Annotated in this window: 8 protein-coding genes; 3 read left to right on the top strand and 5 right to left on the bottom strand. The window is 44.6% G+C overall.

Features of this window, described 5'->3' with window-relative positions; translation table 11 throughout:
* Positions 1–250: 250 nt before the first annotated feature.
* A complete protein-coding gene (locus ACM0OZ_RS12895) occupies positions 251–415 on the bottom strand; it encodes a hypothetical protein (RefSeq protein ID WP_414583225.1) in 165 nt (54 codons plus the stop codon).
* A gap of 127 nt (positions 416–542) precedes the next feature.
* Positions 543–866: a hypothetical protein gene (locus ACM0OZ_RS12890; protein WP_414583224.1), complete on the bottom strand. Its 324-nt coding sequence runs from the start codon at positions 864–866 to the stop codon at positions 543–545.
* Positions 867–1,129: 263 nt separating this feature from the next.
* Here ACM0OZ_RS12890 and ACM0OZ_RS12885 point away from each other — a divergent pair, with 263 nt between their 5' ends.
* Entirely contained in the window at positions 1,130–4,543 is a 3,414-nt protein-coding gene (locus ACM0OZ_RS12885) for a filamentous hemagglutinin N-terminal domain-containing protein (RefSeq protein WP_414583223.1), read from the top strand.
* A gap of 722 nt (positions 4,544–5,265) precedes the next feature.
* Here the strand turns inward: ACM0OZ_RS12885 and ACM0OZ_RS12880 are convergent.
* Together ACM0OZ_RS12880 and ACM0OZ_RS12875 are read right to left on the bottom strand one after the other, a co-directional pair.
* Complete coding sequence (locus ACM0OZ_RS12880) at positions 5,266–6,912, bottom strand: ABC1 kinase family protein (RefSeq protein WP_414583222.1); 1,647 nt, start codon at positions 6,910–6,912, stop codon at positions 5,266–5,268.
* 428 nt (positions 6,913–7,340) lie between these two features.
* Positions 7,341–8,405 (bottom strand): mannose-1-phosphate guanylyltransferase, encoded by a 1,065-nt coding sequence (locus ACM0OZ_RS12875; RefSeq protein WP_414583221.1) that lies wholly within the window; start codon positions 8,403–8,405, stop codon positions 7,341–7,343.
* Between the two features lie 295 nt (positions 8,406–8,700).
* Between ACM0OZ_RS12875 and ACM0OZ_RS12870 the strand changes: the two genes are divergently transcribed.
* Positions 8,701–10,134 (top strand): LCP family protein, encoded by a 1,434-nt coding sequence (locus tag ACM0OZ_RS12870; RefSeq protein WP_414583220.1) that lies wholly within the window; start codon positions 8,701–8,703, stop codon positions 10,132–10,134.
* A gap of 374 nt (positions 10,135–10,508) precedes the next feature.
* Here the strand turns inward: ACM0OZ_RS12870 and ACM0OZ_RS12865 are convergent, their stop codons facing one another.
* Positions 10,509–11,000, bottom strand: a complete 492-nt coding sequence (locus tag ACM0OZ_RS12865; RefSeq protein ID WP_414583219.1) for a cupin domain-containing protein — start codon at positions 10,998–11,000, stop codon at positions 10,509–10,511.
* Between the two features lie 396 nt (positions 11,001–11,396).
* On the opposite strand from ACM0OZ_RS12865, the gene murJ reads away from it, so the two are divergent.
* Positions 11,397–13,019: a murein biosynthesis integral membrane protein MurJ gene (gene murJ, locus ACM0OZ_RS12860; RefSeq protein ID WP_414583218.1), complete on the top strand. Its 1,623-nt coding sequence runs from the start codon at positions 11,397–11,399 to the stop codon at positions 13,017–13,019.
* The last annotated feature ends 50 nt before the right edge of the window (positions 13,020–13,069 follow it).

The raw sequence follows: 13,069 nt of genomic DNA, 5'->3' as shown, positions 1-13,069 counted from the left end.
TTTATCAATGATCCCCCTAAATCCACGCCAGTTGCTCTAGTTGGGGAGACCCCTGCGTACCCGTCACTGGCTCCCCTTAAAAAGGGGGACTTTTACCCCCCTTTTTAAGGGGGGCAGGGGGGATAAAATAAAATATTTTATACTTCTCAAACATCATCTCAGTCATCCTCAAACCTTCAAGCACTTGTTAACTGAGCCAAGCGCTTAAGAATGCGAAGTACGTCGTATAAATCATTTCCGGGGTTACGCATCAAGAACCCTTGGATAAAGCATAACGGGGTGGATATCCTTTAATTAATTTGAGGAAAATAAACTCGCTACCAGTGCCAATCATAGCAAAACAAATTTTGTCTGGGTGAGGACTACCCAACATATAAGCAAGAATTTGTGCTAGTCCTTCTTTCTTACTTTTCACGGTATCTGGAAAACCTCGCTTCTATTTCTCTCTCCTATAAGGAGAGAGACGCAAGAATTTTGGGTTTGAAAGTTAGATTTTTTGTGAACTTTTCCACATGACGTGAAAAGTCAGGTCCTTCTTCAATTCAGAAGGAAGCTTTTTTAGACTCAATAATCATGAGCCAAAATTGGTCTTTCAAAACTAATGTATCAATTCTGCCTTTGATAATGACATCATCAGGCACAGCAATATCTATAGGTTCTTCTGATTTTACGTAAAAAGGAGTTAAGTAAAAATCTCCAATAAAAAGTATAGGATCTACAATCGCCATTCGGACGACATCTTCTAGCAAAGGTGGATAGTTACTTACATTGAAATAACCTACTTTTACCTTGTCTAAAAGTTGTTTATCTAAATTTGTACTTTCAGGCAAATTATCTTGCCATTCCCAGAAGAATTGGTCACCCAAAACTAACTGAAGACCGAAGTGATCGATTAAGAATTTATACCTTGCATTAAGCTTTAAAACCCTTATTTTCTGCCCCCTCCTCGCTTGCGGTGAGTAAGCGCGCTGCAGGCGGGTTTCCCACGCCCAGGCGACTGGCGAACCCGGAGGGGGAGGGGGTTAGGGGGTGGGGTGCATTTCGGTGAGTTGTCCTGTTTGCATCATAAAACTTGAGTGTTGTGGTTTACTAAGTAATAATGTAAACACTAAAAAAGCTGGTAAGTGCAATGTCTACCATAAGTACTCGTTGGGGCGCTTTCTTAGGAATTGCTATTGGTGGTGTCTATACTTTCTCGGCAGATTGCACTCAAGCTCAAATTACCCCTGATGCCACTTTACCCAATAATTCCATCGTCAACATAAATGGCAACACCTTCAATATCACAGGGGGAACACAAGCAGGCGGTAATTTATTCCACAGTTTCCAACAATTTTCTGTTCCCACTGGTAGCGGTGCTTTCTTTAACAATACGGTTGACATTCAGAACATCATTAGTCGCGTCACGGGTGGGTCGATATCTAATATTGATGGGTTGATTCGCACCCTAGGTACGGCTAACCTGTTTTTGATTAATCCCAATGGAATTGTATTTGGTCCCAATGCCCAATTAAACATTGGCGGCTCTTTCTTTGCAAGTACGGCTAGTAGTCTGAAATTTGCTGATGGCACAGAGTTTAGAACAGACGGTACCCAATCAACACCATTGCTGACTATAAGTGTTCCATTGGGTCTGCAATTTGGGGCGAATCCAGGAAAAATAACCGTACAAGGTTCAGGTCATAATTTAACTTACGACCAATCTACAACGATTCGGGGTAATGTTCCGGGACTACAAGTGCAACCAGGGAGAACCTTAGCGCTTGTTGGTGGAGATATCGTTCTAGAGGGTGGTAATCTCAGAGCAGAATCAGGAAGAATTGAATTAGCAAGTGTTGCTTCACCCGGCTTAGTTAGCCTCACTCAAAATGATTCTGGTTTTACTTTAGGATACTCAGGTATTGAGAATTTTGGTAATATCCTGCTTTCTCAAAAAGCTTCAGTTGATGCAAGTGGAGAGGGCGGAGGTTCCATCCAAGTGCAAAGCAGGCAACTTTCCGTAAAGGATGGTTCATCAATTTTGTCTATTACCTCTGGATCAAAACCTGGAGGAGATTTTACTGTTAATGCAACTGAGTCAGTAGAACTGGTTGGAGAATCCTCAGATGGAAACTATGCTAGTAGCTTACTAACAGAATCTCAAGGTGCAGGTTCTTCCGGTAATTTGACAATTAATACAAGAAAGTTAACTGCTACTGATGGAGCATACGTATCAACTTTTATTACATCTTTAGGTGATGGTGGAAATCTGACAGTTAAGGCTTCTGATTCAGTGGAATTATTAGGTATAGGCAGATTTGGGAGTGGCTTATATACAGCAACTAGTTTAGGCAGTTCTGGCAATGCTGGAGAGTTAAAAGTAGAAACTAGGAATTTGAATGTCAAAAATAGTGCAGGAGTGTTTGCAAATTCTGATGGGCGGGGAAATGGTGGCGATATTTTTATACAAGCGTCTGATGGTCTTTTTGTCTCTGATGCAGGCATTGTCAGTAGTGCAGGTACTAGGGCGATTGGTAAAGCGGGAAACATTAATGTCAGATCAGGCTCAGTTTCCTTAACTGATGGTGCTCTAGTCGATACCAGTACCTATGGACAAGGGGATGCAGGAAACTTGAAGATTGACACTCGTGAATTGCTCGTGCGGGATGGGGCAACGGTTACTACAACCACATACGGTACAGGCAAGGGCGGGAATTTGAATGTTAATGCGACTGAGAAAGTGGAAATCAGTGGTTTTCGTAGATCCGCCAATGGTGAGGCATCTGGTAGCATCTTGGCAACTGGGGCTATCGCAACCGGGGATGCGGGAGACTTGAAAATTGATACCAAAGAATTTATTCTGCGGGACGGGGCGGCCGTTGCTACGAACACAGTAGATGCAGGCAAGGGGGGGAATTTGACTGTCAATGCGACTGAGAAAGTGGAAATCAGTGGTTTTTTTACATCTGCCGATGGTGGGGCATCTCCTAGCATCTTGGCAACTGGCGCTAGCGCAACCGGGGATGCGGGAGACTTGAAAATTGATACCAAAGAATTTATTGTGCGGGATGGGGCGGGAATTAGTACGATTACACAGGGTGCAGGCAAGGGCGGGAATTTGACTGTTAATGCGACTGAGAAAGTGGAAATCAGTGGTTTTTTTACATCTGCCAATGGTCAGCTATCTCGTAGCATCCTGTCAACTGGCGCTGGCGCAACCGGGGATGCGGGAGACTTGAAAATTGATACCAAAGAATTTATTGTGCGGGACGGGGCGGGAATTAATACGACTACAAGCGGTGCAGGCAAGGGCGGGAATTTGACTGTCAATGCCACTGAGAAAGTGGAAATCAGTGGTTTTGGTACATCTGCCAATGGTGAGGCATCTGGTAGCATCTTGGCAGGTGGCGCTCTCGCAACTGGGGATGCGGGAAACTTGAAAATTGATACTAAAGAATTCATAGTGCGGGACGGGGCAGTAGTTAGTACAAGCACATTGGGTGGAGGCAAGGGTGGGAATTTGACTGTCAATGCCACTGAAAAAGTGGAAATCAGTGGTTTTGGTACATCTGCCAATGATCAGCCATCTTTAAGAGTCTTGGGGACTGGCACTGGCGCAAGCGGAACGGCGGGTTCCTTAAAAATTGACACCCAACAGTTGATTGTGCGGGATGGTAGTGTATCAGTGGAAAGCACCGGAACAGGCGCTGCAGGCAATCTTGAGGTCAATGCTCGCTCTATTCGTTTGGACAACTCAGCGAGGTTCAACGCTGAATCAGCATCAGGTAACGGCGGCAATATCAATCTGCAAGTAGGAGACTTACTACTGCTACGCCGTGGAAGTTTCATCTCTGCTACTGCGGGTACTGCACAGCAAGGTGGTAATGGCGGCAACATCACTATCAATGCTCCGTCGGGCTTTATCGTCAGCACTCCAAATGAAAACAGCGACATTACCGCCAATGCTTTTAATGGCACTGGTGGGAAAATCAATATCAACTCCTTAGGCATTTTTAACTTCACTCAACGTAGTCGAGAAGACTTGGTGCGCCAGTTGGGAACTGATAACCCAAATCAACTCAACACGCGGGATTTACAAACCAACGACATCACAGCATTTTCCCTAACCAACCAAAATTTAAGCGGTGAAGTTACTATCAATACACCGGATGTTGACCCAAGCAAAGGATTCGTCGAACTCCCCACAGTGTTAGCAGAGACAACAAACCTAATAGCAGAGAGTAGCTGTGATGCCATTGCTAGCACAGATTCTGACACAGATAAAAGCAAATTTACGATCACCGGACGCGGTGGTTTACCTCCCAGCCCCTACGAACCCCTCAGTACTGATGTCATCTGGTTAGACACTCGCACTTCGGCTATAACATTACAACAGCAACGTTCAGAAGTACCCACTGCTAAACCACCATCCTTAGCTGATGCTGTGGAAATTGTCCCCGCTACAGGTTGGGTGTTCGACGGCAAGGGGAATGTTACCCTCATTTCTAATGCATCCAAAGGGAATGGTTTGGGGTCTACTCCTGCTGGGTGCCCCCAAAAGTAAAACCATACACGTTCATATTCAGCGGATTCTCTGAGTTCAACAGTCCTTGAAGACAGTCATACCAAGTTGCAGTCATAGAGACAAGTTGTCATGCTGAGCGTAACGGTAGTGAAGGGAAGCATCTCGCGAGATTCTTCCCTTCGGTCAGAATGACATGTTTGAACGCAACTTGGTATCAGCGATATCAAATCGCAATCATCGATGTGATTATTAAGTCTGGTTGATTATAGGGGTTTTGAGGTAAATGAACCACATTTGTGACCCAATACGGTTCAGTTAAGGTTGATGTGTAAAAAATCACGTGTGTAGAGACGCGCCATGGCGCGTCTCTACATTGTGTTCCTGATAAGGATTCTGGTCTTATCTGAACGGTATTGATTCGTAACCTCTCTCCTTTGAATTTTCCCCCCTTTCCTTGTAGGGAAGCGGGGTTGGGGGGTTAGGTTTCTTGGCGTAGTCTAAGGAACTTCCAATTAAAAAAATCTCCAATTTGTCGTGACGCAGGAAACAATGGTGGGTTACGGCGCAATGCAAGTCCTGTATGTAAAACCTCAACTGTCGTGCGCCTAACCCGCCCTACAGAATGGATAATTTATTTTTTGGTACTGCCAATAGCAAAATTGCTGTAGTGCGATCGCCACAGAACCACACCCCAATTTTGTCTTGCGCCAAAACTTCCCCTCCCCGCAAGCGGGGAGGGGTTAGGGGTGGGGTTCTAGGTTTTAACGTAGACGCCCCGATCGCAAGATACTAATGATTAACCACAGCCCTAGCAAACTGGCGACGGCAAACAACACATTGCTTAAAAAAGAAAGTTGAGGTGTCCGTGCGTTGCTAGAGATAATTGCTGCACCCATAATCAGCGAACCAACCAAGATGCTGAAAGAAAGACGATTAGCAGCATCATCTGTCGTACGCCGCAAGCCATCTAAACCACGCACTGAGATATTCCACTGTAGAGTTTCCGAGGTAATTCGGTCTAACAGCAACTCTATCTGACGGGGAGATTGTAAAGAAAGGCTTTTGAGATCCAGCGCTGTTCTAAGGAGCGATCGCACCGGACTATCCCCAAACAGTTGTCGGCGAAACAAGTCTGTCAGCAATGGTTGAATTTCGTCGATAAAGTTAAGTTCTGGGTTAAATCCTCGCGCTACCCCCTCTAAATTAGCTAAGGTTTTGGCGTATAAGCCCATGTTACTGGGCAAGCGAATTTTATTGTTGCGGGCGACTTGCAGAAGTTCATAGATGATTTGACTGAAATTCATCTGAGCCACGCTCATGTTGTAATACTTTCGCAGCATTCGGTCATAATCATTTTCCAGCTGAACCATAATCACTGGCTGTGTGGACTCCGCTAGCTGCAAAGTTAACTGAGCGCACCGCTGAGCATCCAGATCTACAATTGCCAACAACATTTCTGTCAATATCTGCTGCGTACGCGGATCAAGCCGTCCCACCATGCCGCAGTCTAACAAAGCAACGCGACCATCTTTGAGATAAAATATATTTCCTGGATGGGGGTCCGCGTGGAAGAAGCCGTCAATGTACAGTTGCTGAAAGAAAGCACGGAATAGTAGCGTGGTGATTGCTTTCCGCTCTTCGGCAGGGTCTTTACCGTTGTTGTCACTGCTAAGATTCGCCGACAGCAGGGGAACTCCGTCCAGCCACTCCATCACCATTAATTTTGGTGTGGTCAAATCCCAGTAAATTTCCGCTACGACTAATTGTGTGGGATCAAACCAGCGACTTTCAGATAAATTGCGTCGCAACTGGTCGGTGAAACCTGCTTCCCGTGTAAAATCTAACTCTGCTTCCAGCGCCTTGGTAAATTCTTCGGCAATGGATTTGATTTCATAAGTTTGCCCAAATTCGGTACGAGCCACTAAATCAGCAATACCTTGAATTAAAGCGATATCTTGGGCAACAGTCAGATCAATTCCTGGACGTTGCACCTTAAGAGCAACTTCCCGACCATCTGCAAGTGTGGCTTTGTGTGTCTGAGCAATAGAACCAGCTGCTACTGGTATAGCATTTACTGTAGTGAAGGTTTCTTCTAAGGGGCGTTTGAGTTGTTTGCGAATGAGAACTTCTATTTCTGCCCAAGGAACTGCCGGCACTTCGTCTTGCAGTGTTGATAGTTCTTCTATGTATGCTGCGCTCAGGAGGTCTGGACGGGTAGACATTAACTGACCGAGTTTGACGTAGACTGGTCCTAAATCTACCAATATGTTTTTTAAAACAGCAGGTGTAGGTAGCTGGGGTTCATCGGCTTTTCCTCCAGTTAGGAGCCGTCGCATATAGTCCCAGCCATTGCGAAGTAGAACTTCAATAATTTCTCTTTGACGAGGAACAGTTTGGGTTATAAACATAATTTTAATGAACCGCAGAGGCAACCGAGAGTGCAACCGAAAGAGGAACAGAGGAATTAGAGAGGTAAGCAGCAGCGAATGATGATGCAGCGCAAGTCATTGGTACTGCTGTTAGCTTTTAAGATTTTGCTTGCTTCCGCGCAATGTTAAATCTTTATAAAGACGATTTTACAACTTTTGTCAAATTTTGTTTGCTCAGCATCTGTTTAACATGATTTGAGCAGAAATCCCCATCGTATAGACGATGGGGACACAAAAATCTTTTGCCCGCAAAAATATGCTTTTGATAGGCAATAATGCGGTTTATTGCCATACCCTTGGCGAGAAGCTGATAACTAATGATTTGCATAATTGTTCAAATGAAATACGAGACAGAAAAGTTATACTGGTAAATTCACCTTTTATGCCTCTGCCAAGGGTTTTAAGTTCTAAAGCAAGTTGGTAAATCGGGGATCACTCTGCAAGGTTTTGAGGACTTGCTTAATTTCTTGGGTACGGTCTTTTTTGACTATGAGGGTGACGTTGCGATCGCGCACAATTACCACATCGTCTAACCCGATGGTAACAATGACATCTTCTTCATTTGTCGAGTAAACGATAGACCCTTGCGTATCAAGTCCTACGTGAGTAGCCAATTCGACATTGGGAGTGCCTTCTTTTTTCAGCAAACGCTCAATCGCATTCCAATCACCTAAATCATCCCAGCCAAATTCTGCTGGCAAGACATAGGCGATATCTGTCTTTTCCATTAAGGCATAGTCTATACTCTTCTTAGGTAGCTCTGGGTAGATTTGCGAACCGTGTTTTTCTATCGGTTCGAGAATTTCCGGAGCGTGTATGTGCAGTTCCTTAAGAACAATGCCCGCCCGAAAAATAAACATGCCGCTATTCCAGCTAAAGCGTCCCGTAGAGAGAAAATTTTCTGCCGTTTCACGGTTAGGCTTTTCAGTAAATCTATTGACGTGGTAAGCTGGCAAGTCATTAAAGATACTAACCTTTTCCCCTTGTTCAATGTAGCCGTAACCAGTTGATGCAAAAGTTGGCTTGATCCCCAGTGTCACAATTGCTGCTTGGGTTGCCGCAAGTTCTGTAGCTGCATTTATTGTGCGTGCAAATGCTTCTTGGTCTGCAATCCAGTGGTCAGCAGGGAAAAAGCCGATAATAGCTTCATCTCCGTAACGCTTTTGAATTTCCAAACTTGTCCAAGCAACCGCAGCAGCAGTGTCCCTTCCCTGTGACTCGACGAATAGGTTATCAGATGGCAGTTCAGGTAGTTGTTCTCGCACTCCTTCAGCTATCTGACCAGAAGTGATGACCCACAAGTTCTTCCAACCGTCTGCAAATGTCAGCAGTCGGTCAGCAGTTGCTTGCAGAAGACTTCTATTGCTGCCATCAAGATTCAAAAATTGCTTCGGTCGATTTTGGCGACTTAGGGGCCAAAAACGCTCACCTTTACCACCGGCAAGGATAACGGGGAACAACGTTCTACTCATTGTGTCATAAAAACTTACTAAAGAACACTACAAGTGTACTGTCAACTACCTCTAGTTGAGTGCAATCCCCAGGCACTAAAAGGGCTTGTAGTTGACTTTAGTTGACCAGTTTCAGTCCATTGACGGGCTACGAACAGTAAATCATATAGACGCCATCCCGGCGGCTTCTTGTAGGGTAGGGTAAAAAGAAAATTTTAAACTTTATACTTCAGGCTTCAAGTGATCTTGTTAACTGGCAAGATTTGTGTCTTGCATTAACATTACCTTTAGGGAGTGGATGAGTGGGGAGAGTATAGTGGTTAAACAAGTCGCAGGTCAAGAAAACCAAGCCACATCTGAGGAAATTCAACAATCACCCAATCGGGTGATAACAAAAAAGCAAGAAAATGTTTCCCGTAACTTCGTAGAGTCTACGGGTTCCATTCCCAGCCAGCTTTACCACAGGCTAGGGTTAGCCATGCCTCGATGGCTATTTTGGATACTGACAATTGTTGTAGGGATGACTTTGTCAGGCTTGCTGGTATCGAGTTTGGCACTTTGGACTCCACTTTGGAGTGACATGGATCGAACAGATGAAGAATTGGGATTGGATGCGAAAGAGCAAAAAACACCATTGCCTAGGGAGTTGTGGAATAACATTTCACAATATCAACTCACCCGACCAATGAATATTTTGGTGATGGGCGTTGAACCAGTACCCAGGAGTGTAGATGGTTCTCCGGAAAGTTTTGCAGGTCATAGCGATACGATATTGCTGATACGAGTCAACCCAAGTAACAAAACAATCCGAGTGCTTTCGATCCCCAGAGATACGATGACAGCTATTCCAGAAAAAGGATTAGCTAAGGTATCTGATGCGAATGCCCAAGGTGGTCATGTTTTAGCAGCACGCGTCATCAGTCGTAGTTTAAATAATGCACCTATTGACCGCTACATTCGTATATCTACTAGTGGGTTGCGACAGATGGTGGATCAGTTGGGTGGAGTAGAGGTCTTTGTTCCCAAACCAATGGTTAATAAAGACTCTGGCGAGAAATTTTCGATTAACTTAGTTAACGGCTGGCAAACTCTCAATGGCGAACAGGCAGAACAATTTGTGCGCTTCCGTGAACCAGGAATGGGGGATCTCGAAAGAGTACAGCGACAGCAAGCACTACTGATGGCATTGCGTTCTCGCCTAGATAGTCCAACAGTCTTACCTAGGTTACCTCAACTCGTCCGCATTATGCGAAAGCACTTCGACACCAACCTGAAGCTGGAAGAAATGATGGCGCTCGTCAACTTTGGCTTAAACGTTAGGCGAGATAATTTCCAAATGACCATACTACCTGGTATTTTCAGCCGTTTAAGCCAAGACCCCAATAGCTACTGGCTAGATCTGACTGGGCGAGTTGACTTACTTGAGGACTATGCTGGGGTGACAATATCTGGTATGAAACCAAGTGCGAAACCCCTACCCAGCCTCAAAATTGCTATTCAAAATGCTTCCAATAAACCCGAGCTAACTCAAAAAGTTATCAACTCTCTTAAACAGAAAGGTTTTACTAAAGTTTACGCTATACCTGATTGGGCTGACAGCAGACGCCGAACCCAGATTATCGTCCAGAAAGGCAACAGACAAGCAGGAGAAGAACTACAAAAATTATTAGGCTTTGGTTATACCCAAGTTGCTGCGATTGGGGATCTAGAATCTGACATTACCATTCGTATTGGTCAAGATTGGAAGTAGTCATTAGTAGAGACGCTTTCATTCAGCGCGTCTCTACATCTTTGTCTTTTGACTAATGACTAATGACACAGGACAAAGGGCTTGGGTAAACCTGTGTAAATCTGGGCAACCGTTGCGATTGGGCGGGTCTAGGCGTGTGGTTTTTGGATTTTTGAGTGTTGAAACCGCCCAATCGCACCGGATCTATTCGTGCTTATGCATAGATTTTTGATACGGTTGCCCAGATTTACCTAGGAAAAATGAAGGGGCAAGCTTATGAAAAAAATCCTACTTCGTATATTGGGATTGATTGTAGTTTGGGTTCTTGCTTGGTTATGGGTGCTGCTTTACGCCAGTCCAGCTTATGCTTAAGCAAAAACAATCAATGACAACAATTATGGCAATCGAACATACTTTGTCGTAGCGACTTCAATAGCTTTTTCAATTTCCTCAGGACTGGGAGGATGGGAAAGACTGCGTATTTCTTCCTCGTTTATTGGTCGCTTCACAGGCTGTCCCACTTCTACAAAAAACTGCTCACCGCCTGCTGGTGTTAAAAGCATTAGTATTTTAGCAGGCTTTGACGCAATGTTCTTATAACCGTGGCTTTGACCTTTGGGCAAATGAACGAAGGTTCCTGGAACTGCAACGATTGTCTGCTTGTCAAGCTGGTACTCAACCTCACCTTCAAGAATGTAGTGTGCTTCGTCGTTTTGTTCCTGAAAGTGGGGTGGTGTCATGCTTTGCGGTTGCAGTACTACCTCGGTTAGCGAATATGCTCCACCTGTATCTTCTCCCACAGCTAAAAAGGTGTAGAAGTCACCCAAAGCCAAATATGTGGAACCCTGACCTGGCTGAACTATAGTGCTTTTGGGATTGAGTGCCATTGTGATTCTCCTTCTGCTTGAAAAAAATTTGTCTTACAGCGGTTTTCTGTAAGGTGGGCATTGCTCACGAATACCTTAAATGTGCATTACATGGGCTTTTAGGAGCAATGCCCACCCTACGATTTGTGGTCTAATCATGTGAAAAGCGCTGTAAACTGGAAGAGCCTTTATTTTTAATAGATGTAGTTTAAATCAACTTATGCCAAGAGCAAAAGTTGTGAGAAAAGTCTTTGCAATCCAGTACGAGTACGTGTCTTTCCACGCATCAACTTGAAGAATCGATACTAACTTACACCCGTACATTTCTGATTTTGTCAAAAATACCCTGACAAACTCCTAAATTTCAGGTTAAATGTTTCCAGATAAGCGCCTAGAGAAAGTTGTCAGGTACGATTTGTGACACAAGAACAAAAAGCCTCTCGTTCTGTTGCCGGAATTGCGGGAATTGTTGCCGCCGGTACTTTAATTAGCAAAGTTGTCGGTCTAGTGCGGCAGCAAGCAATTGCTGCTGCTTTTGGTCTTGGTGTCGTGGCTGATGCCTATCAATATGCCTACGTTATTCCCGGTTTTCTTTTGATTTTACTTGGCGGGATTAATGGACCATTCCACAGTGCGATTGTCAGTGTTTTAGCCAAGCGTAGGCAAGAAGAAGCCGCTCCCTTAGTGGAGACAATTACCACGCTTGTGGGTGCTATACTGCTGGTTCTCACCGTGATTTTGGTTCTTTTTTCTGGAAACCTGATTGACTTGGTAGCACCTGGCTTAAATAAACTGCCACAAGGTGGAATGATAAAGGCGATCGCCATCCAACAGCTCCAGATTATGGCACCAATGGCAATTCTTGCCGGACTCATTGGTATTGGCTTTGGTACTCTCAACGCTGCCAATCTATTCTGGCTTCCCTCAATCAGTCCTCTGTTTTCCAGCATTACCGTTATTATTGGTCTGGGTGTTTTGTGGCTACAGCTGGGTAACAAAATTACCGCTCCTGAAAATGCTGTGTTAGGCGGAGTGGTTTTAGCGGTAGGAACCTTAGCTGGAGCCTTGCTGCAATGGATAGTGCAGCTTGTGGCGCAAGCACGAGCTGGTATGGGTAGCTTTCGCCTGCGATTTAATATCAAACAGCCTGGAGTGAGCGAGGTCATGAAAATTATGGGACCAGCCACCATTTCCTCTGGAATGCTGCAAATTAATCTCTGGGTGATTTTGTTTTTCGCTTCCGGTATTCCATCTGCTGCTTCGGCGATCGCCAGTGCTGGTCTTTTGGTGCAAACACCATTGGGAATCATTTCTAATATGATTTTGGTTCCCCTATTACCGATATTTTCCAAACTGACCGACCCTAAGGATTGGGATGATTTGAAATTACGCATTCGCCAAGGACTCATCCTCTCCGCTTTTACGATGCTGCCTTTGGGTGCTTTGATGATAACCTTGGCGGTGCCAATTGTGCGCGTGGTGTATGAACGGGGTGCTTTCCAAAAAGCAGAATCACAGCTGGTATCTTCGCTGCTTGTCGCTTACGGTACCGGAATGTTTGTCTATTTGGCGCGTGACATTTTGGTTCGGGTATTTTATGCTTTAGGCGATGGCGATACACCGTTTCGCATCAGTAGTGTTAATATCTTTCTCAACGTCCTTTTAGCTTTCTTTTTTATCAATGTTTTGGACTTAGGTGCTCCTGGTTTGGTGTTAACCACTGTAGGGGTAAATCTTAGCTCTACATTAATGCTGTTATGGTTACTAAATCGCAGACTGAATGGATTACCCTGGCAACAGTGGGGTTTGCCAATTCTAGGTTTAACTGCTGGTAGCATAGTAGCTGGAGCAGCAAGCTATGGAACTCTTGAGGTTTTGCAGCGGTTTTTAGGTACAAATGGTTTGCCGATTCAACTGTTGCAATTGTCTCTTGCTGGTTTAGTTGGCATCAGCGTTTTTGCTGTGATTGCCGCATGGATGAAATTACCAGAAGTCAATATTTTTGTATCTCGTCTGCGTCAGCGTTTTTTGAGAAGATAAATGATAGTAGTACAGGTATCGTCTGCACGGTTATGAACATGACACTTTTT

This window comes from Scytonema sp. PCC 10023 (assembly GCF_963920835.1).
Taxonomy (GTDB): Bacteria; Cyanobacteriota; Cyanobacteriia; order Cyanobacteriales; family Nostocaceae; genus Kalymmatonema.
Note: the sequence above shows the minus strand (reverse complement) of the source record. Positions and strands in the feature narration are given on the sequence as shown.